The organism is Thioalkalivibrio sp. ALJT (assembly GCF_000381825.1).
In the GTDB taxonomy this organism is placed as follows: domain Bacteria; phylum Pseudomonadota; class Gammaproteobacteria; order Ectothiorhodospirales; family Ectothiorhodospiraceae; genus Thioalkalivibrio.
The window spans coordinates 132,463-153,184 of the sequence record NZ_KB907126.1; the positions used below are offsets into that span (position 1 = coordinate 132,463).

A 20,722-nucleotide genomic window follows, 5' to 3' on the forward strand; every position below is an offset into this window, starting at 1 on the left:
ATCCTGGTGCTGTCGTTCTGCCTCACGCTGCCCCTACTTCTGCTGCCACTGGCCGCGTGCGTCCTGGTGCCAGTAACCGGACGGCGCCTCTTCCACCCAGACGCGGGCAAAGGTCTCGCGGATCTGGCGTTCCCAGTCCGGGCGGTCATTGGCCCGCGCGATCTCCCGATAAAGCGATTCGCGATCCGAGTTCTCTTCGCTGACCAGGCGCTGCACCGCGCTGCGATCCCGCAACGGCACCTCGGAAAGATCACGAATCACGACATCCCCGTTGTTGCCAAAGCCGATCGCCCCACTGCGAAAATGCGGTGCCAGCTGCGACGACCGGTCGCGCATGGAGGCACGGATACGGTTGATCGCCGGGGTCTGGATCTGCAGGTCGGGGCTCTGCGCGGCCGCCGGCGGAATCAGGCGGTCCAGTACCCAGGCCAGGGCCGGCATCGCGGCCTGGCCGGCATCGGGATCATGCCAGGCGCCGGTCTCGCCCTCCGTTGCGGCCCCGGAATCCTCCTCGGGGATCGCCTCGGGCACCTGCAGGGCATCCCGTACGATGGCGCGCGCCGCCTCTTCCGCGGCCGCGGTGGGAAAGTAGATATTGATGGTCACGCAACCCGCGAGCAGCGCCAACACCAGGGCCATGCCCGGAATACTCCAGAAAACCTTCATGCCTGCTATTCCTTGTTCGGACGGGCGATTCCCGTGCGCCTCCCAATCTACACCATCATGCTGAACCGCAACCAAACGCCGCCCGCGATCACTGCATGACCGGGCCATCGCCGGCCTGGATGTTCGCCAGCCGGTCGATCAGTTCGGGCCAGTCCACACGCCGGTTGTAACCAATCACCTGGATCTGCGGCAGCCCGCCGCCCTGCACCAGTACAAAACCGCCATCCGGACGATCCGCGACCCCGGAGGCGGTACACACCTGACCACGCAGTTCGCAGCGAAACCCCAGCCGGCGGTAGGAAAAGTTCTCGAACACGCGCAGGAAGATCGACGACGCCGCGGCCTGGAGCCCACCACCCAGTTCGGTGATGTTCTCGACCGCCCGCTGGCTGATGCGACGCCGGCCCGGGGCTTCCCGGGGGGTCATCAGTTCCAGGTTCATGTGGACTGGCGTCCAGTCCACCATGACCAGGTCGTCTACATGGCCCGACAGCCGCCCCTGGATACGCCCGAAGTCGAAGGCCCGCGTCACCAGCTCCAGATCCAGGCGTTCGATCTGCGTGGACAGTCCCAGTTCCGGGGCATACCCGAACAGGTCGTGGATATAGACATCGCGTAACACGACCTCGCCATCGAAAACCTGCATCAGCAGCCGGCCATCGACGTTCAGATCCCCCTGTTCCAGGCGCACCCGCGGGATGACTCCGGCAATGCGGCCGGAGAACCGGGGCCAGCCCAGTACCGCGGTCAACGGCTCCAGATTGATGGCACGAATGCCCCCCTGGAACCGGAGATCGGGCCCGTTATCGGTCTGCTCCAGGCGCAAGGCGCCTACCCGCAGACCGCCATCGAGGATCGGTACCTCGGTGGGTTCCAGCAATTCCACTCCCAGTGGCAGCATCCGCACCCGGGCCGCAAACGCCTCGAACGGCAGCCCGTACAGGTGCGCGCGCTGCAGCCCGATCCAGCCGGGATCGCCCGGCCGCTGCGCGGACCAGTCCAGCGCGCCCACCGCCCCTGCAATCCCGAACCGTCCCCTGCGGTCTTCGGCCACAAGCTCCGACCACTCCACTCGCGCCTGTCGCGGCTCCGACCCCTGCAACGCGAATTCTGCGCGCAGCCGACCCGCCGTATCCAGCTCGCCCAGCGCAGTGCCCACCAGCAACGGCGACAGCAACGTCTCGTAGACCGCCCCGAGGGCCTCGATGTCGGCCGTAAATGCGCCGTCCAGCCCCTCCTCCGGGGCAAATGCCAGCGCCTCGCCCTGCAGCGAGGCCGCCGTACCCATGGCCAGCTGCAGGGTCCGGGCCCGCCAGCGCCCGCCCGCGCCATCCACGCGCAGCCCGTCCGCGAGCAGTTCCACGGCGGCGTCATCGAAATCGAGCAGCCAGGGATCCGCGAACACGACCCCGGCCGTTAGCGCGGCCTCGATTTCCCAGCCGCCTGCGTCCCCCGACACTGCCAGGCGCGCGTCCAGATCCTCCCCGGCGCGCAACCCGAAGGCATCGCTGAAGGCCAGTTCCTGCACCTGCAGGCGCGCCTGCGAATGACCGTCCGGTTGCCAGTCCAGCGCCAGATCGGCCCGCCCCTGCGCGATCTGCACCGGCAACTCCACCGGAATGCGAGGGGAAGCGGCCAGCGCCGCCAGATCCAGGTCGGCCAGTGCCGTGCGCAACTGTGGACCGCGCTCGGGGTCCAGACGCACGCGGAAATCTCCATGCGCCCCGAACCAGCCGGGCCAGTCCCCGGCGACCTCGATGACCCCGGAACGACGACCCCAGTGCAGGCGAACGGGTGCGCCCTGCAACTGCAGATCCCCGGCATCCCCCCAGATCCGCGCCGCGTCACAGCGCACGGTCTCCTGCCCCAGGCGCAGATCGTCGCAAACAGCGCGCACCGCAGTCACCACACCCACCGGCTCCGGCAGCGCGATGCGGTCGGCCCGCACCTCCACCGAAACGCCGCCCGCAGACCAGCCCACGCGCGTGCTCAGACCACGCGCATCCAGACCGTCGCGCAACAGGGACTCCAGCTGAAGGTCCAGCGCAAAGCCGCCTGCCCCTCCGTCCCGGGCCTCCGCCGCCAGCGGCCCTGCAGCTGCCAGCACCAGGAGCAGAATCAGGGCCGCGGCCGCCCACGGGCGTCGATCACGCCGCTGCGGGACTGCGATCGTTGGCGGGGTGCGGCTGTGGCCCCCAGCGGCCGGGATCACGCCCGCACGCCCGGTCGTGCCGGCGGACATGCCGACACGCGTGCCGGGCGCCGTGAACGCCCCGGACCCTTGTCGCGCCGGTCCGCCCCGCAGCCCCCCTGCGCGGACGGTTCCGGTCCTGGTCAGGCCATGGGTAATGAAATGGGTCATGGAATGGGCAATGAAGGCGTGAGCGATGAGGCCACGCCAGTGACCCCACGCGACCCGGACGCCAATGCGGATCGAGCGCCGGCGGGTTACCTCTTCAGAAGTGGCCCCGGACCTCATCCGGAAAGAGCATTCGCCGCCGCCAGGCGGTCACGCAGCGGTTGCAGCAGCCGCGCCAGCCATTCGCGCAGCGCGAAGCGCGAGGTCTCCAGGGCCTCCAGCCCCGGCAGGAAATCCACGGGTCGCCACGGGTCTCCGGTCGGACCACGGAACCCGGTGGGGGACGGGTCCGCCGCCAGACCGGCACGCTCGAAGCATGCCAGGGCACGCGGCATGTGCAGGGCGTGGGTCACCACCAGTACGCGCCGGACATCGGCGTGCTGCAGCCGCTGCCGACTGTGGGTGGCATTTTCGCAGGTATTGCGCGAGGTCCCCTCCAGCCAGCGTACGGATACGTGCAAGTCCGACTGCAGGCTGGCGGCCATCAATTCGGCCTCGGAGCGGCGCCCGGGCAATGCCCCCGGCCGACCGCCGGATACCAGGATCGGCAGGCCGGTGTCGCGATGCAGCTGCGCGGCGTGGCGCAGGCGCTCATGGGTGTGTGGATTCAAGGCATCACGGCCGCCATCCTCCGCGCGCCCCGGCCAGCGGCCCCCGCCCAGCACCACGATGGCATCGGCCCCACCCACTGCGATCACGCCGTCTCGCAGCTCACGCTCGATGCTGTGCGCCAGCGGCTGGGCCACGATATTCAGGCTGGGCAGCACCAGTGCCAGCAGCCCCAGGGCGAGCAGCGGGCGGCCGCCGCGCCAGTCCGCACGCCACAGGACGATGCCGCTCAGGGTGAGCAGCACTCCCAACCCGGGAGGGAGCAACAGATATTCGAGCAGCGTCTGCAGGCCGGGGAGCACGACGCTATCCGCTGCTGCCCGGTGCTACTTCTTGCCCGGTGAGTAGAGGTAATGAGCGTAGGTGGCCACGTCCTCGGACACACGCCGGATCAGATGATCCAGGCTGATGATCGCAAACTCGAGCAGGTTCACTGCGATGTAGGGGTTCTCTACCCGCAGGCGGTCATACATCGAGCGCGACAACCGCAGCAGGCGGGTGTTGTCACTCAGCGCGCGCATGCGCACGCCGCGCGGCACACGGTCGAAAAAGGACATCGATCCGGCCAGCTCGCCCGTCTGCATGCGTCCGACCTCGATCTCCTGGTTGCCGTCATCGTGGTACAGGGCGGCAGTGCCGCTCACCACGAAGAACAACGCCTCCCCGACCTCGCCGATATCCGCGATCACCTGCTTGTGGTGGGTCTCCACCACATCCAGGTATTCGAGCAGGACCTCGACCTCGGCGGGCGTCAGCGATGCGGAGATCGGATGCTTGGAGAGAAATTCGGTCAGCAGTTCCTTGGACATGAAGGGCTTCCTTTTGGCGTTTCCGCGGAAGGTGTTCGAGTAGATTAGAGTATAACGAACGCGGCCCCGAACGGGGCCTCACCGGAGGCACGCCTTGCTGGATCTTGATGCCCTGCGCCAACACCTGCCACGCCGCCTGCGGAATGGCCGTGCGGTGCTCTTGTTTGCCGGTCCGAACCCGGCATCAGTGCCCGAGGGTCTGGAACCGATCATGGTCACCGATTTCCTCGCGACGCCACCGCAGCAACGCGTGCCGCTGGTGCTGCTGCTGGATACCCTGAGCGCCCTGGGCGTCCCCACCGGGCAGCAACTGCTGGGTGGATTGCGCGACCGCTGGGCCGACGAAGTCCTGATCCTGCACCGACTGGACGATCACCGCTGGGGTCTGAACGACTTCCTGGCACTCGGGTACCGCCGCGACCCGGACGCCGAGGCGGTCCTCCCGGATCACGCCGTCTACCGCACCAGCCTGTACGACTACAAGCTGACACCGGACTGGCTGAACGCGCGTTTCTGGGCCAACCCGGAGATGTGGGACAAGGCCCGCTGGTAGCCCGGCCGCCGCCGGCCCGGAGCGGGCACGGACCGTCAGTCGTCCGGATTCAGGCGCGGATGGGTCTCCTCGCCCCACCACCAGACCACGGCACCGGATGCCAACATGGCGATCGCCACGAACCAGAAGCCCCAGGTCACGCTACCGCCGAGGTGGGCCACAATCCCGAGCCCGAGCGCACCCACGCCATAGCCCAGATCACGCCAGAAGCGATAGGTCCCGATGGCCGAGCCACGCCAGTTCGGGTGCGCGATGTCCGCCACCGCGGCGCTGAGGTTCGGGTACAGCAGCGCCATCCCGAACCCGGTCACCGCCGCCGCGAAGGACCACCACAGCACGCCCTCGCCGAGCAGCGTCAGTGCCACCCCGCCGCCACAGATCCACATTCCCCAGATAATCGGCTGGCGCCGCCCCACGTGATCCGACAGGCGCCCGGTGAGGAACTGCGAACCGCCCCAGACGAAGCCGTAGATCCCGACGACCCAGCCAATCGCCGCCAGACTGAGCCCCTGCTGATACAGGAACACCGGGTAGAACACCCAGACCAGCGCATCCACGAACTTCTCCACCAGCCCGGCCTGACTGAACGCCGCCATGCGCCGGTCACGCCAGGACATCAGGGTGAACACCTGCCAGGTCGTCGGCGTATCGGGGATGTTGGTCGGGTAGCGCGGCACCGGCCCGCTGGCCTGACCGGCCGCATGCCGGGCACCCTCGGCCTTCGCCCAGTCCAGCGTCTCGCGCACGAACACCGCGGTCATCACGATCGCCACGGCGATCACCACCAGGCCGAAGATCAGCAGGCCCCAGCGCGGCCCGAACGCGGCCGCCATATAGCCAGTCACGATCCCCGCCACGGCAACCCCGACATACCCGGAGAACTCGTTCATGCCCATGGTGAAGCCGCGCTCGTCGGCGCGGGTGATATCCATCTTGGCGGTCTGCGTCATCGACCACGCCAGCCCCTGGTTCACGCCCAGCAGTACGGTCGCCGCGACGATCCAGCTCCAGGACGGTGCGTAGAGGATCAGGAACGGGATCGGGATGGCCGCCGCCCAGCCCAGCATCAGGACCGTCTTGCGCCCCAGCCGCTCGGACAGACGCCCGGCAACGAAGTTGAGCACCCCCTTCACGACCCCAAAGGCGACCACGAACGCCGTCAGCAGCATGAACGAGCCCTCGGCCACGCCGAACTCGCTCTCCGCCAGCGCCGGCACGACCGTTCGCATCATCCCGATGGTCAGGCCAACGAAGAACACCTGGATCAGTTGCTGCCCGAATTGTCCCAGGTTCTCCCGAATCCCGTGCGCCAGATGGGCGTAGGCCTCCGCGGCCTTGTGATGGTCCGTCACGCGTGGCAATCCTCGTCATCGTGGGCGGCAGTCGCCAGCGGCAGGCCCTGATAGCGCCATTCCGCGACCCCATCCTCCAGACGGCTGGCCTGGAACCCGAACTGCTCCAGGATCGCCACGGCGTCACTCGCCATCAGGCAGTACGGTCCCCGGCAGTACGCCACCACCGGGCGGTCGGCAGGCAACTCGCCCAGGCGATCGCGCAGTTCATCAACCGGGATAGACCGCGCACAAGGGAGATGGGCATGGGCATATTCCGTATCCGGCCGAACGTCGAGCACAATCACCTCGCCGCGCCGTGCCTGTTCCAGTAACTGCGGACCCGCCATCGGGGCCAGGTCACCCCCGCCCTCGGCCAGCTCACGGGTGGCGGCCTGCAGCTCCAGCAGCCGCTCCTCTGCCAATGTTCGCAGCATCACCCAGAAATCGGCGACATGCCGATCGACCAGGCGGTAGAACATGTACCGACCCTCGCGCCGCGCCTCCACCAACCGCGCCAGGCGCAGCTCCTTCAGGTGGGCACTGGCCAGTTTCACGCTGATCTCCGCGTCGGCCGCCAGTTGTTCGACACTCTTCTCCCCCTGTACGAGGATCTCGATCAGCTCCAGCCGCTTGGGACTGGCGGCCGCCCGGGCAATGCGGGCCACCTGCTCGTACAGGAGATCTTTGAGTTCGCGTCCGGACACCACATACATTCCAATATTCTTTGGAATATAAGCTAACCAGGGCGCGCCACCAACGCAAATGCCCGGCTTGCGTCCGCCTCGTAACCCCTTTCAGCCGTCCGTTGCGCACCCGCGCGGGACCGGACCCTCCGGTTTTTGGGGCATTCTGGCGAACGCAGGAATTCCTGAGTAATTTACTAGGGAACTTCGATTAGAAGTTGCTTACTAACTGAATGACTATCCCGTGCCCACGGGCACCCTTCCCCTGCAAAAGGAGGACGTCATGAGCCAGCTGATCAACAACTTCCCGGCCGACGGCGTGGTCACCATCAACCGAGTGATCCTCAAGCCGGAATACAGCATTGACGACCTGCAGGAACGCGTCGCCGTGCTCTGCGAAAACGTGAAGACCTACCACTCGGACACCGGCTTCGTCGGTGGCTTCGTGTCGCTCAACTCCGGTGCCGTCTCCAACGAGGGCTCGACCATCGGTCAGGCCGTGGAAAGCCCGATGAAGGACAAGGAAGCCCTGATCATCACCTTCTGGCGCAGCCTGGAAGAACACGAAGCCTCGCACCGCAGCGAGACCTTCCAGCCCCTGTTCCAGGACGTGCTTGAGCTGTGCGAAAACGGCAACGAGGAGATCGCCTACGAGATGCTCTGGTCCGGCGCCGCCTATTCCCCGGAAGAGGCGAAGGCTGCGCGCGAGGCCAAGGAAACGCACGCTGCTTGATCGTCGCGTCTCTCCGGACACCCCTTCGTACGTGAAGCGTGGAATTGCCGGGGCCTGCGGGCCCCGGCTTTTTTGTGTCAGCGAAATTACGTCGCAAATCGCGCCGGCCGCAATCTCCACCCCGGGCGAGGGGCTCCGGAGAGAGGTCAGTCGCGGTCGTGCTTGCGCTCTTCGGTCGGGGTGGGGCGTTTTGCCTCCTCCGAGGCAAGGGTGTGGGTCTCGGGATCGTAGCGACCCTTGAGTTCATCCTTGAGGGTCCCTTCCCACAGCGGGATACCGACGAAATAGCCGGCACGGCCGATCAGGTGCGCAGCCACCGGGGCGGTCAGGATGATGAACGCCACGATCGCCAGCGCGCGGGCGGTAACCGCACCGTCATCGAAGAACACCGCGACCGCCACCACCATGGTGCCACCACCCAGCGCACCGGCCTTGGTGGTCGCATGCATGCGGGTCAGCAGGTCGGGCATGCGCAGCGCCCCCAGCGCCGCCAGCAGCATCAGCAGCGAGCCCAGCAGCAGGAGTAAGGCGGTGATCCATTCAATCATCACTGCGGTACCCCCCCTTCTCCAGATACCGCGCGAAGCCCACCGCGGCGAGGAACGCGGTGAGCGCCAGCACCACCGCCACGTCGAGGAAATTGGCCATGCCGGTCGCCACCGCATGCGTGGCGATGAACCCCACGGTCAGTGAGGCGATCAGTTCCAGCGCCACCACCCGGTCGGGCAGGCTCGGCCCCTTGATCAGGCGTATGAAGATGATCACCAGCGCCAGGCTGAGGATCACGAAGGTCGCGTTCACGGCCCAGTCGAGAATCGGCATCAGTCGATCAACTCCATCACGCGGCTTTCCAGGTCCTGCAGTTCGCGCCGCAGCTTGTCCTCGTCGTGCAGGTACATCGCATGGATATACAGCACCTTGCGATCGGTGGAGACATCCAGGCTCAGCGTGCCCGGGGTCACCGAGATCAGATTGGCCAGCACGGTGATCTGCGCATCGGTATGGGCGCGCAGCGGGAAGGCGATCACCCCGGGCTTCATCAGATGCGTGGGCGTCAGGACGTCCCAGGCCACCACCAGATTGGCCTTGATCAGATCATAGATGAAGAACGCGATGAAGGAGATCACCTTCGGCACCTTCCAGAAGAAGCTGCCGTGATCCGCCTTGCGGTTGAACGCAACCCACAGGGCCATGTAACTGAACACCAGACCGGAGAGCAGGCTGGTCGCGGTGAAACTGCCCGTCAGCATCATCCAGGCCAGCGCCAGCAGGAGGTTGAGTGCGAGCAGGTTCATCGCGCGTCGTCCCCCAGGATCGCCTCGACATAGGCATCCACGTCCAGCATCTGCTCACCGGCAGCCATGGCCAGCTGCAGGAACGGCTCGGCCGCCACACCCATCAGCACCGCCAGTGCCGCCAGTGCCGCCACCGGGGCATACAGCAACCACAGGCCGCCACGCCCGGGCCACGCCGGCCCGTTGGCCGGAGCCTGCTCGCCGCGGGGGTCAGCCTTCCAGAACGCCTCGGCCCAGATCTTGACCATGGAGTAAAAGGTCAGCAGGCCGGTGATCAACGCGATCGCCACGATCCAGTAGGCCTCGACCTCCAGGCCCGCGCGCACCAGCATCAGCTTGACCAGGAACCCGGACAGCGGCGGCAGACCGGCCAGCGACAGCGCCGAGATCAGAAACAGCACTGACAGTCCGGGGTGCGTGCGGTACAGCCCGCCGAGATCCTTCAACTCGTGCGTGCCACGGGCGAAATAGGAAATCCCGCTGATCAGGAACAGGTTGGTCTTGACGATGCTGTGATGGAGGATGAACAGCAGCGAACCGGCCAGCGCCAGCGGGGTATGCAGGGCCAGGCCCATGATGATGTAGCCGATCTGGCTGACGCTGTGAAAGGCCAGGATGCGGCGGAACTCGAACTGCGCCGCCGCGCCCAGCACGCCCACCAGCATGGTGAAGCCGGAACCCCACAACAGGATATTCTGGGTGACCTCCGGGGCCTCGGTAAACATCAGCGTGAAGAAGCGGATCAGCGCGTACACCCCGACCTTGGTCAGCAGAGCGGCGAAGATCGCCGAGATCGCCACCGGCGGGGTGTGGTAAGACGCCGGCAGCCAGAAGAACAGCGGGAAGGCCGCGGCCTTGATCGCGAAGGCGACCATGAACAGCACGCCCACCACGGTCACCAGGCCGGTGTTCTCGGCCTCGCCCATGTAGGCCGCCAGCTCCGCCATGTTCAGCGTACCAAACAGGCCGTAGGTCAGACCCACCGCGGCCAGCAGGATCAGCGAAGACACCAGATTGAGAGTGACGTACTTGATCGCCCCCTCCATCTGCGCGCGCTCGCCGCCCAGGATGAGCAGCGCGAACGAGGCGACCAGCAGCACCTCGATCCACACATACAGGTTGAAGATGTCCCCCGTGAGGAAGGCCCCTGCGACCCCGGCGAGCAGCAACTGCAGCAGCGGGTGGTAGCCAAAGCGCTCGTGATCCCGGGTCATCGAGACGAGCGAATACAACGCGACGATCAGCCCCATCACGCCGGTCAGCAGGACCATGGTCGCGCTCAGCAGATCGGCCGCCAGCACGATGCCGAACGGCGCCTGCCAGCCCCCCATGTGCATGGCCAGCACGCCGTCCTTCCATACCGCCACCAGCAGCCAGACCCCGGCGGCGGTCAGCGAGAGGCCGCCCACCACGCCGACCACGCGCTGCACCCCGCGCCACTGCCAGAAGGCCAGCGCGAGCGCCCCGAAAAACAGGGGGATGATGACCGGAAGGGCGACCTCGATCCTCACGTGTCCGTATCCTTCATTTCGTCCAGGTCATCCGCGCCCACCACCTCGTAGGCGCGATGGATCAGCACCACCGCAAAGGCGAGGACGCCAAAGCTGATAACGATCGCGGTGAGGATCAGGGCCTGCGGTAGCGGGTCGGCCACCACGCCGTCGGGCGTCAGCATGCCCTCGGGGATCAGCGGCGGCGCGCCCCGGGTCAGGCCCGAGGTAGCAAAGATCAGGAGATTGGCGGCGTTGGACAGCAGGATCAGGCCGATCACCAGCTTGACCAGGCTGCGCCGCAGCATCAGGTAGGTGGCCGTGGCGAACAGTACGCCCACCAGGATCGCGAGCAGGGGTTCCGCAGTCATTCTTCCGCCTCCGCCAGGGCCAGGACGATGGTCAGCACGGTGCCGATCACCACGAGGTACACGCCGATGTCGAACACCAGCGGGGTGGAGAGCTTGAGCTCGCCGAACAGCGGGACCTCCACGTCCCACCACAGCGAGGTCAGATAGGCACGCCCCTGCAGCAGCGCCGGTACGCCCGACAGGGTCGCCAGCAGCAGACCAATGCCCAGCATGTTGCGCGGGTCGATGCGCAGGATGGCGCGCGCCTTGTAGACATCGAAGGCGAACATGTACAGCGCGAAGGCCATCGCCGCCACCAGACCGGCGATGAATCCGCCGCCCGGCTCGTCATGGCCGCGCAGCAGCAGGAACACCGAGAACAGCAGCAGCAGTGGCAGCAGCAGCCGCGTCCCCGTCTGCAGGATGAGCGAGCCAGCCATCATGACTTGCGGTCCTCCGCGCGGAACTTGATCATTGCGTACACGCCCACCGCCGCCAGCGCGAGCACGAACAGCTCGCCCAAGGTATCCAGAGCGCGGAAGTCGACCAGGATCACGTTGACGATGTTGCGCCCGTAAGCCGACGGCTCCGACTCGGCGATGTGGTATTCGGAGATCGCCGGGAAGTACTGCACGCCCAGGGTGGCCATCAGCACCGCGGTCATCGTCACGCCCACCGCCAGCGAGGCGATCACGTCACGCACCCGCGTGAGCGGATTGGAGAATTTCAGGAAGCCCGGCAGGCGGAACAGCACCAGCACCAGCAGGATCACGGTCAGGGTCTCGACCAGGACCTGGGTGATCCCCAGATCCGGCGCGCTGAAAAACACGTAGATCAGGGCCATGCCGAAGCCCACGATGCCCAGCGAGGCCACCGCGGCCAGCCGCGAATTCGTGGTGGCCACGAACATCGCCGCCAGGGCCACCAGGGCGACGATCACCCACTCGTGGATCAGGATGTCGTCGAAGCGCACCGAGACCTCGAAGCCGCCCAGCACCGCGAAGGTCCCGACCACCAGGGCCACGGTGGTCAGCATGGTCACCATCACGTAGGTGCGCAGGTAGCCGTTCTGCAGGACCCGGGTCTGGAACGCCGAGAACCACACCAGTCCGTCCATGAAGCGTTCGTAACCGCGCTCCGGCGCGATGCGTCCGACCGGCACCATGATGCGCCCGATGCCGGCACGCACCGAATCCCAGAAGCGATAGATCACCAGACCCGCGGCCAGGCTCAGCAGCGACATGCCCAGCGGCAGATTGATGCCGTGCCACAGCTTGAGCTCCATGCCGGTATCGGCCCCGTGGATGGACATCGCGGTGGCCGCCACCAGCGGCTGCGCCAGCGCCGGGAACAGACCGAGGACAAGACCCAGCACCGACAACACCGCCGGCCCTGCGAGCATCGCGCCCGGCGATTCATGCGGCGTGCGCTTGTATTCCCGACGCGCACCGAAGAATGGCCGCAGCCCGACGATCGCGGCCACCGCCACCACCAGGATGGCCGAGGCCAGCGCCAGCAGCGGCAGGACCACGGCCAGCGCGTCCGGCGCGCCCAGGGCCGCCTCCAGCATCAGTTCCTTGCCGACGAAGCCGAACAGCGGCGGCAGCCCGGCCAGCGACAGCGCGGCGATCACCGAGAACGCCGCGGTCAGTGGCATCGCGTGGCGCAACCCGCCCATGTTCGGGACTTCCTTCTCGCCGGTGCCGTGGTCGATGGAACCGGCGAGCATGAACAGCGCGCCCTTGTACAGCGAATGCGCCAGCAGGAAGGTCGCGCCGGCCATCGCGGCATACGGTGTGCCGATCCCGATCAGCATGGTCAACGTGCCCAGCGCCATCACCGTGGAATAGGCCAGCAGCTTCTTGATCTCGGTGCTCTGGATGGCCATCCAGGCGCCGGTGAACATGGTCACCGCCCCAAACAGGCCGAGCGTCCAGGTCCACAGTTCGGTGCCACCCAGCTCCGGGTTCAGGCGCGCCATCAGATAAACGCCCGCCTTGACCATGGTGGCCGAGTGGAGGTAGGCCGAGACCGGCGTGGGCGCGGCCATCGCGTTGGGCAACCAGAAATGGAACGGGAACTGGGCCGACTTGGTGAAGGTGCCCAGCAGGATCAGGATCACCAGCGGCAGATACAGCGCATGCTCGTGCAGCGAGTCCTCTCCGGCCAGGATCTCCGAGAGCTCCCAGGACCCGGAGGCCACGCCCAGCAGCACCAGACCGGCGAGCAGGGCCAGACCGCCGCCCACCGTCACGATCAGGCCCTGCAGCGCGGCCTTGCGCGCCTTCAACTGCTCATGGTTGAAGCCGATCAGCAGGTAGGAGGTGATGCTGGTCAGCTCCCAGAAGATGAACATCAGGATGATGTTGTCGGCCAGCACCAGCCCCAGCATGGAGCCCATGAACGACAGGATCAGGACGTAGAAGCGCCCGAGGTCGCGGTGCGCCTCGAGGTAGCGCCCGGCGTAGCTGACCACGAACACGCCGATGCCCGCGATCAGCAGCGCGAACATCAGCGACAGGCCGTCGATCAGGAAGGAGAACTGGACATCCAGCCCGGGCATCCACTGCCAGGCCAGGCGCACGCTCTCGCCCCCCGCGACGGCGGGCAGGAAACTCGCGAAATAGACAAACAGCGCCGCCGGGAGCAGGGCCAGCACCCAGCCGCTGGCACGGCCGGTCAGACGGTGGACCACGGGGGCAACCGCTGCCACCAGAAATATTGACAGAATCGCGTAGAGCATCCGGCCAGTTCAGTCCTTTCAGTTCCGGGCTACGGGCGCAACGGCAAAGTCACGCAAAGGGCGCTTTTCCGTCGCAGCGGGGCCGAACACCAACCACCCCAGGCGACCGAGCGACGAAGCCTACCGGCTGGGCCAGGGCCGCGCAAGAAGCCCGGTTTCCCCCGAACAACCCGCAGCCCGGGCCCGACTCAAACCCAGTCGCTGCGGCGCCGGCGCGAGGGGATTCGAGTCAGGATAATCCCGAGGATGACGGAACCCACCGTGACCAGGGCACCGGTCATGAACCAGCGGCGCTGGTTGTCGGCCTGCATCACCTCGACCTGGCGCCGAAACTCGTCAGCGGCATCGCGTGCCTCGACCAGGTCGCGTTCCAGCCGACGATTTTCACGCTGAATCTCCTGCGGGCGTGCGGCAATGTCCCGCAATTCCTCCAGTTCCGTATTCATGTCCGCAAGCTGCGCCTGCAGCTCGTCGCGCTCAGTGGTGAGGGCGTTACGCCGGTCCAGAAGCTCCGCGATCCGACCCTCCTGGTCATCCGCACCGGAGCGAATCTCGGCCAGCTCGGCCTCAACCTCGGCCAGACGCTCGCGCGCATGCGGTTCGTCCTGCAGGTAACGCGTCAGGATCCAGGCGTCATTGCCGCTCGCCAGCCGTATCCGGCTCCAGCCATCACCGGACCGCTCCAGCACCGTAACCGCCTGCCCGCCGCGCACGGAGCTGACGATGCGGTTCTGGTTCGAGGGCCCTGCGCGCACGCCCACCTCGAGCTCCTCGCTGACATAGCGGGTCTGCTGCGCAGCCGCACCGCTCCAGGCCAGCATCAGCACTCCACTCAGAACCAGCGCCATCGCGCGTGGCGACCACCCATTCATTGTCATATCGACAGCTGTCTCCTGCTGAGTCAGGGATTTCCCGTACTGCATTCTACATAAGGCGAGAGCCAACGCACGCCGCACTGAATTCACCGGAGGGCCGCCGGGTTTGAGCGATCGTCGCGAGCGTTGGGCAGGAGAACGAGCCTTTTTCCGGTCTCTCAAGGCGGATCATGAGGCCATGTAACGAGAGAGAGCGGAAAAAGACCACTGTCCAGCACGCGCCGCAGATCCGTCTCGAATCCGACAGGCCCCTACAGGAAGCGCTCTCGCAGCGCGCGCGACGGCAGCGTCAACAGATCAAATGCGGCCGGGACCAGCCGGCGCACCTGCGCGGCCACTACCGCCGACAGGTACAGAATCCCGACCATGAGCGACAGCACCAATGTCAGCAGGCCACCGAACATGACCCGCGTCGACTGCAGGACGCCCACCAGCCACACGGGGGCCAGCGCTACCAGCAGCGGAATCAACAGCCCCAGCACCGCCCCCACTGATTGCTCGAACAGACTCAGGGTAACCGGCGGTCCATCCGCGCCCGCCAGCAGCGTATCCATCAGTTCCTGACGATACGTCACCCACTCGAGATGGAACCCACCCACGGCCGAGACCAGCGCCAGTAGCGCGAGCGTCCCCCCCGCCAGCATGACAAGCACCCGCCGCAGCCCCTCGCTGCCGTCCAGCAACGCATGCGGCAGGAGCCGCGACACGCCTCGCGCCTCCGCCAGCAGCCAGCCCGCCACCGCAGCCCCCCCCAGCAGGGTCGCCACCACCAAGTCCGGAAACGCGACGCCGTTCTCCCCGGGGAGCGCCGGAAACTGCGTCGCCAGGGCCGGTTCGAACAAACGCTGGTAGACCACCACCGCCACCCCGGCCAGCACCAGTCCGGCCACACCCAGCAGCCACTGGCTGGCTGCCTGCAGATACGCCGGTAACTGGCGTTTCGCCAGGGGGGTATCGCGCTCGTATCGCGACAGCTCGCGGTCCAGGCGTTCGCCCTGACGCTCCAGTTCCACCAGACGTTGATGGGCCTGCTCCAGACGCCCGATCAACAGGTGCAGTGGCGCCTCCAGACGCCGCCGGGCCGACAGCAACCCGCGCGCGACCTGACGCTGTTCCTCCATGCCCAACCGTGCAATACGCAGGATCGTCTCCTGCATGTCCTGCGCCAGGCGCTGACCCTGCGGCGTATCCGCCACCGGCGCATTGGCCAGGGCCTCCAGCCGCGTCACCCAACCGGGCTCCGCCACCAACCGCGCCTCGTCACGCACATACGCATCTGCCAACTCCCGCAGGGTTTCGTGCACCTGCTGGCGCAGGTCCGGGATCGTGGCCAGGTCATGCCCCACCATCCGGGCATAGCGCCGTTCCAGCGCCTGCACCGCCACCTGAACGCGTTCCGCCTCCAGCCGCGCCAGGTGCGCCTGATGCCAATGATGGGTCGCATCCCGAAGATGCTGGACCTGGCGGCGCAACGCACACACCAGACGCGTCACCCCGCCGGTCAGACCCACCAGCAGCCGCCGCACCGGACCGCGCGCGAAATCCAGCAACACGATCGCGACGGCAATGCCCAGTACCCACAGCAACACCGTGATGGCCACCATAACCCCCCCGTTTGATTGTTCTTGTGCAGGCCACGCCGGGCACCCATCCGGCATGGTCCGAGCCCGCCCTCGCAAGCCTGCAGCGCGCCCCGTCCTCCAGGAGCCTGCCGGATTTGGAACGCCTCGACTGCGCGCGCGGGACAGCAGGCCTTTTTTTCGCTCTCCTGCCCTGCGCTCGCGACGATTGCCCAAACCCGACAGGCTCCTGGTGCCCTCGATTATGGCGGATTGATCCGACGCATGCGCACCCGCCGAGAGCCCTCAAGTTTGTGCGCCCCGAGCCGATACCCGACTTAAATCCCCGGAGACCCCGCGATGCTCAACCTCGATCTTCTGCCCGTCGCAGCGTCGGCCCGCGCCGAACCCCCGTCCTGGCTGGATGCCGGCTTCACGGCCGGCTGGATCCCGGCCTTTCGTGACCGCAAAACCGGCGAGGTGCACGCAAGCCACCTGGAAAACGGCCGCCTTGCCTGTACCCACATACTCGACACCATACCGCCGCACTGGGTCGCCGAACGCGACCCCCAGGGCCGTCCCGGCGCCCTGATCAGTGACATCCAGGCCGGCTATCTGCGCGGTGACCGTTTCTTCACCCTGGCCGAACTGCTGCGCTACCCCGCGGACGCCTGACTGTCTCCGGCGCCGCCGTCACACCTGCGGCAATTGCTTTTACGCGCGGGTTTCGGTCCAATACCAGCCTCTTCCCCAAGCGGCTTCCTCATGCAGAAGAACCAGTACGATCGCGACGAACTCCTGGCCTGTGGCTACGGCGACATGTTCGGGCCGGGCAACGCCCAGCTGCCCGTACCCAATATGCTGATGATGGACCGGATCACCCTGATCAACGGCGACGGCGGTCCGCACGGCAAGGGCGAGATGGTGGCCGAGCTCGACATCGACCCCGACCTCTGGTTCTTCGCCTGCCACTTCCCGGGCGATCCGGTCATGCCGGGCTGCCTCGGACTCGACGCGATGTGGCAGCTGGTCGGTTTCTATCTTGCATGGCTGGGCAACCCCGGCCGCGGCCGCGCCCTGGGTGTGGGCGAGGTCAAGTTCACCGGCCAGGTACTGCCCACCGCGAAGAAGGTCACCTATCGCATCGACATGAAGCGGGTGATCGCGCGCAAGCTGGTGCTGGGCATCGGCGACGGGATTGTCGAGGTCGACGGGCGGCCGATCTATGAGGCCAATGACCTGCGAGTCGGGTTGTTTACCTCCACCGAAAACTTCTAGCCCCACCCCCTTCCGAACACTCTGACTCGGGCGCCGCCCTTCCTCCGTACGCGGGTGGTGCCTCGCCCGCCCCGCCCGCCTGCCTCGTGGTGGCTGGACAAAGGGCACTAACACCCCGATGCCCAATCAGGGCCATGGTGGGACGAGGCAACAGGAACGGTCCACTTGCGGCAGGGAGGCCAGATCATCCGTCCGCTTTGGATGACGCGCCGAACGCATCGTGCAGCCAGCCTCGCAGGGCGTCAAACCCGTCTTCGGCAGACTCCGAAGGCGGCTGCATCCCCGGCACAAAGCCGCGCGCAAGAAACGGCTCCAGCAACTCCGGATCGCCGGAGATCACATGCACCGGCACCGCCCAACTCGCCTCCTGACCGGTAATCAACGCCGCCGGCTGGTGATCCCCCAACATCAGAAATAAGGTCCGATCATCCACATGCTCGGCCGCATAGGCCCCGGTCACCTCCAGCGAATAACGCACGGACTGCGCATAGAAATCGCGCACTCGATCGAAGTCCCGCCACAGCACCTCCGGGGTCGGCCCCTGCCCGGCCCATTGGTCAAAGACTGCACCATCGCCGATCGCCCCCCAGTCCTCCAGCACCGGCAGGACCGGCGTCCACGGCGCATGCGAACTGATCAGCGCCAGCATCGCAAACACCGGCTCGCTTGCAGGTGCCCGGATCGCCCGCTCGAAGAACGCCCAGGTGTACTGATCCGGCATGGTCACCCAGAAAAAGGGCGGGCCCGCGTAGTCGAATTCGTGCCGGTCCACGATCCGATCCCAGCGAAACCAGCGCCCCTCCGGCCAGTCGAGCTGGATCGCCGGCGCCAGCATCGTCGTTGCATGGCCGGTTGCCTGAAAATCCTGAACCAGGGTGTCGCGGGTGCGCGTCTGCAGCTCGTCATAGTGCCCGGCATAGCGCACCTGCAGGCCCGTCAACAGCGAGGCCTGCGCCAGCCAGGATTGCCCCCCTGCGATCGGGGCCTCCAGCACGCCGGTCACGACATGCAGATCCGCCGCCTCCAGTTGCGCACCAATGGACTCCAGACTCGGCACGATCACCGGCGCATGGCGCGAGTCAAAGACGGCGGATACGCCATAGGACTCGACCAGCCCGAGGATCACGTCGACCCCCGCAAGGCCCGGGAGAGGGGTCGCCGTCGTCTCGTCCCGGGGCGTCTCCAGACGGGCACGAAAACGCTGGTTCTCGGCGCGAGCCTCGCGGGCGGCAACAAGCTGCTCCTGGAGCATCCCCGCCCCCGGCGCCGCCGTTCCCGGGGGCAGTGCGCCGCGCGCGGCGGCGAGCGTACCGACCATACCGAGCACGAACGCCCCGCCCGCGATGACTCGCGGAAGACGCGCGTGTCCCGCCGGCACCGCCAGGGCGCCGAGCCCGCGCCCGGCGCCCCAGATCACCGTCACCAGCAGCACGGCCAGCGCGCTACCCAGCAGCGCGGTCGCCAGCGCCCCGAGATTGCCCGTCACCAGCCGATAAACGGCATCCAGCAGCACCCAGTCCTGCGCCACGTTCAGTGGCCGCGACAGGCTGGCGCGGGTCAGAGCGTCGAACAACGCCAGCACCACCAGGACCAGGAGCCCCGAAGCCGCGAACCAGGCCAGGCCGCGCGCCAGCCGACCCGCCGGCAGCAGCGCGAACAGGCCCGCCAGCAACAAGGCCTCCCAGGCCAGGCCGTACGGCGCAATCCCCGCATACTGCGGCACCGCCAGGCTCAGCAGGACCGCATTCAGCAACACCAGCGTGAGCAACCAGCGCGTCATCGACATACCGGGATCAGAGGCGGGTACGCCCGAAGGTCATGCGCTGCATCACCCCGTCCCGGCGTACGCGCCAGTGCACCAGCGCCGCCGCCACATGGCCAACGATCAGGACCAGGGTCACCCGGCCCAGAATCTGATGCCAGGCGAACAGCGTCTCCGACAATACCGCGTCCTCCGGAAACAGCCCCGGCAGGATCAGAGGTCCCAGTTGCACCGCGTAGCCCCCCGCCGCAGTCGCCCACCACCCGATCACCGGCATCAGGATCAGCAGGCCATACAACAGCCCGTGCACAACCTCGGAACCGATCCGCTGCCAGCGCGCCAGCGCCACCCCATACGCCGGCTTGCCACGCCGCAGCCTGAGTCCGATACGCATCACCATCAGGATCAGGATCAGCACCCCGAAAGTCTTGTGCCAGGTAAAGAGGCTGTTCGTCACTGCCTCGCCAAAACGCGCCTGCAGGCCCTCGAAGCCAAACCAGCCGATCGTCCCGCCCAGCCCCAGTGCAACCAGCACCAGCACCGCCACCAGCCAGTGCAATACCCGCTGCGCGCGGCTGTAGCGCGGCCAGACGACTGCGCCCCCGTGCACCGCATCTCCTTCCTTTTGCATGACGAACGCCTCCGCACCCCGTCTGGATGACTCCGGATGACACCCTAGCAGGCCACTGCCACCACCGGGCACGAGTACCCCCAGTCGCGTCGGCCCAATACCGACCACAGCGGTGACCGCGCTACCCTTGCCCGCATGAACCCTTCCGCCGCCAGCAAGCAACACAGGCTCCGGCCTCTGGAACCGGACCGCATCCGCTGCCTGACGTTCGATCTTGACGACACCCTGTGGCCGGTGATGCCGGTGATCCGGCACGCCGAGGCGCGTTTCTATGCCTGGCTGCGCAAGCAGGCCCCTGCCGTCTGCGAGCGGTTTGATCCCGATGCACTGATCCAGTCACGCACGGACTTCATGCGCGCAGCCCCCGACCACGAACGCCACGACCTGACCGGCCTGCGCAAACGCTGGCTGCGAGAACTGGCCACCACCTGCGACTGCTGCCCCGACCATCTCTCAGGCGAGGGCTTCCGGGTGTTCTGGGAGGCGCGAAACGAGGTCACGCCCTATCCCGAGGCCCCCGGAGTGCTCGCGGTCCTCGCCCGCCACTTCCGTCTGGGCGCGATCAGCAACGGCAATGCCGACGTGTTCCGCACCCCGCTGGGCGCACACTTCGACTTCGCCATCGCCGCAGGTGAGGCCGGCGCAGCCAAGCCCGATCCGCGCATCTTCCAGCAAGCCCGCGCACAGGCCGGGGTCGAACCCGACGCGATCCTGCACATCGGCGACGACAGCAGCGCCGACGTCCTCGGCGCCCTGCAGGCCGGCTTTCACGCCGCCTGGTTCAACCCGAACGCCATGCCCTGGGGACATGGCCACCCTCGCCCCTGCCTCACCCTGGGCCGCCTCGGCCAGCTCCCGCAACGGCTCAATATCGATTCCCGGGGAAACACCGCCTGACGCACACGCGCCGCCTCGGCCCGGAGCACCAAGCGGTTTCCGGGATGACAACCCGTACGCTTCCCCCAGCCCGTAGGAGCCTGCTTGCAGGCGAAG

General features: G+C 67.0%; 22 protein-coding genes. 5 read left to right on the forward strand and 17 right to left on the reverse strand.

The genetic code is table 11. From position 1 onward, the window contains the following. Positions 1–33: 33 nt before the first annotated feature. The 4 genes from G332_RS0108420 to G332_RS0108435 all read right to left on the reverse strand — a co-directional run bounded on the left by G332_RS0108420 (position 34) and on the right by G332_RS0108435 (position 4,443). The gene (locus tag G332_RS0108420; protein WP_019626557.1) at positions 34–666 is read right to left on the reverse strand and encodes a YdbL family protein; all 633 of its coding nucleotides are present in this window, start codon (positions 664–666) and stop codon (positions 34–36) included. Positions 667–754: 88 nt separating this feature from the next. Then, complete coding sequence (locus tag G332_RS0108425) at positions 755–2,908, reverse strand: hypothetical protein (RefSeq protein WP_019626558.1); 2,154 nt, start codon at positions 2,906–2,908, stop codon at positions 755–757. Between the two features lie 233 nt (positions 2,909–3,141). After that, entirely contained in the window at positions 3,142–3,936 is a 795-nt protein-coding gene (locus tag G332_RS0108430) for a YdcF family protein (protein ID WP_019626559.1), read from the reverse strand. A gap of 24 nt (positions 3,937–3,960) precedes the next feature. After that, a complete protein-coding gene (locus G332_RS0108435) occupies positions 3,961–4,443 on the reverse strand; it encodes a Crp/Fnr family transcriptional regulator (RefSeq protein ID WP_019626560.1) in 483 nt (160 codons plus the stop codon). 94 nt (positions 4,444–4,537) lie between these two features. On the opposite strand from G332_RS0108435, the gene G332_RS0108440 reads away from it, so the two are divergent. After that, entirely contained in the window at positions 4,538–4,996 is a 459-nt protein-coding gene (locus tag G332_RS0108440; protein WP_019626561.1) for a DUF6231 family protein, read from the forward strand. Between the two features lie 35 nt (positions 4,997–5,031). On the opposite strand, the gene G332_RS0108445 is transcribed toward G332_RS0108440, so the two are convergent. After that, on the reverse strand, positions 5,032–6,348 hold the full coding sequence (locus G332_RS0108445) for an MFS transporter (RefSeq protein ID WP_019626562.1): 1,317 nt from the start codon (positions 6,346–6,348) through the stop codon (positions 5,032–5,034). Continuing rightward, positions 6,345–7,043 (reverse strand): metalloregulator ArsR/SmtB family transcription factor, encoded by a 699-nt coding sequence (locus tag G332_RS0108450; protein WP_019626563.1) that lies wholly within the window; start codon positions 7,041–7,043, stop codon positions 6,345–6,347. The genes G332_RS0108445 and G332_RS0108450 overlap by 4 nt, the downstream gene beginning before the upstream one ends. A 253-nt stretch (positions 7,044–7,296) precedes the next feature. Between G332_RS0108450 and G332_RS0108455 the strand changes: the two genes are divergently transcribed. Beyond that, a complete protein-coding gene (locus tag G332_RS0108455; RefSeq protein ID WP_019626564.1) occupies positions 7,297–7,746 on the forward strand; it encodes a hypothetical protein in 450 nt (149 codons plus the stop codon). 146 nt (positions 7,747–7,892) lie between these two features. On the opposite strand, the gene mnhG is transcribed toward G332_RS0108455, so the two are convergent. The 9 genes from mnhG to G332_RS0108500 form a co-directional block, all read right to left on the reverse strand. Next, complete coding sequence (gene mnhG / locus G332_RS0108460; RefSeq protein WP_019626565.1) at positions 7,893–8,294, reverse strand: monovalent cation/H(+) antiporter subunit G; 402 nt, start codon at positions 8,292–8,294, stop codon at positions 7,893–7,895. Next, complete coding sequence (locus G332_RS0108465; protein ID WP_018870184.1) at positions 8,287–8,568, reverse strand: monovalent cation/H+ antiporter complex subunit F; 282 nt, start codon at positions 8,566–8,568, stop codon at positions 8,287–8,289. Before G332_RS0108465 ends, mnhG begins: the two co-directional genes overlap by 8 nt. Then, entirely contained in the window at positions 8,568–9,041 is a 474-nt protein-coding gene (locus G332_RS0108470) for a Na+/H+ antiporter subunit E (RefSeq protein ID WP_019626566.1), read from the reverse strand. Before G332_RS0108470 ends, G332_RS0108465 begins: the two co-directional genes overlap by 1 nt. Further along, the gene (locus G332_RS0108475) at positions 9,038–10,552 is read right to left on the reverse strand and encodes a Na+/H+ antiporter subunit D (protein WP_019626567.1); all 1,515 of its coding nucleotides are present in this window, start codon (positions 10,550–10,552) and stop codon (positions 9,038–9,040) included. Before G332_RS0108475 ends, G332_RS0108470 begins: the two co-directional genes overlap by 4 nt. Further along, positions 10,549–10,902, reverse strand: a complete 354-nt coding sequence (locus G332_RS0108480) for a Na+/H+ antiporter subunit C (protein WP_019626568.1) — start codon at positions 10,900–10,902, stop codon at positions 10,549–10,551. The genes G332_RS0108475 and G332_RS0108480 overlap by 4 nt, the downstream gene beginning before the upstream one ends. Beyond that, entirely contained in the window at positions 10,899–11,324 is a 426-nt protein-coding gene (locus G332_RS0108485) for a Na+/H+ antiporter subunit B (RefSeq protein ID WP_018870188.1), read from the reverse strand. Before G332_RS0108485 ends, G332_RS0108480 begins: the two co-directional genes overlap by 4 nt. Further along, entirely contained in the window at positions 11,321–13,624 is a 2,304-nt protein-coding gene (locus G332_RS0108490; protein WP_019626569.1) for a putative monovalent cation/H+ antiporter subunit A, read from the reverse strand. The genes G332_RS0108485 and G332_RS0108490 overlap by 4 nt, the downstream gene beginning before the upstream one ends. A gap of 188 nt (positions 13,625–13,812) precedes the next feature. Continuing rightward, entirely contained in the window at positions 13,813–14,502 is a 690-nt protein-coding gene (locus G332_RS0108495) for a TIGR04211 family SH3 domain-containing protein (RefSeq protein WP_026340719.1), read from the reverse strand. A gap of 248 nt (positions 14,503–14,750) precedes the next feature. Next, positions 14,751–16,085 (reverse strand): hypothetical protein, encoded by a 1,335-nt coding sequence (locus tag G332_RS0108500; protein ID WP_026340720.1) that lies wholly within the window; start codon positions 16,083–16,085, stop codon positions 14,751–14,753. A gap of 333 nt (positions 16,086–16,418) precedes the next feature. On the opposite strand from G332_RS0108500, the gene G332_RS0108505 reads away from it, so the two are divergent. Both G332_RS0108505 and fabA read left to right on the forward strand, forming a co-directional pair. Beyond that, positions 16,419–16,733 (forward strand): hypothetical protein, encoded by a 315-nt coding sequence (locus G332_RS0108505; RefSeq protein ID WP_019626572.1) that lies wholly within the window; start codon positions 16,419–16,421, stop codon positions 16,731–16,733. A 90-nt stretch (positions 16,734–16,823) separates the two neighbouring features. Beyond that, a complete protein-coding gene (fabA, locus tag G332_RS0108510) occupies positions 16,824–17,336 on the forward strand; it encodes a 3-hydroxyacyl-[acyl-carrier-protein] dehydratase FabA (RefSeq protein WP_019626573.1) in 513 nt (170 codons plus the stop codon). 184 nt (positions 17,337–17,520) lie between these two features. On the opposite strand, the gene G332_RS0108515 is transcribed toward fabA, so the two are convergent. Beyond that, the gene (locus G332_RS0108515) at positions 17,521–19,116 is read right to left on the reverse strand and encodes a hypothetical protein (protein WP_026340721.1); all 1,596 of its coding nucleotides are present in this window, start codon (positions 19,114–19,116) and stop codon (positions 17,521–17,523) included. A gap of 13 nt (positions 19,117–19,129) precedes the next feature. Further along, a complete protein-coding gene (locus tag G332_RS0108520) occupies positions 19,130–19,729 on the reverse strand; it encodes a cytochrome b (RefSeq protein WP_019626575.1) in 600 nt (199 codons plus the stop codon). 135 nt (positions 19,730–19,864) lie between these two features. On the opposite strand from G332_RS0108520, the gene G332_RS0108525 reads away from it, so the two are divergent. Next, a complete protein-coding gene (locus G332_RS0108525; protein WP_019626576.1) occupies positions 19,865–20,626 on the forward strand; it encodes an HAD family hydrolase in 762 nt (253 codons plus the stop codon). Positions 20,627–20,722: the final 96 nt, after the last annotated feature.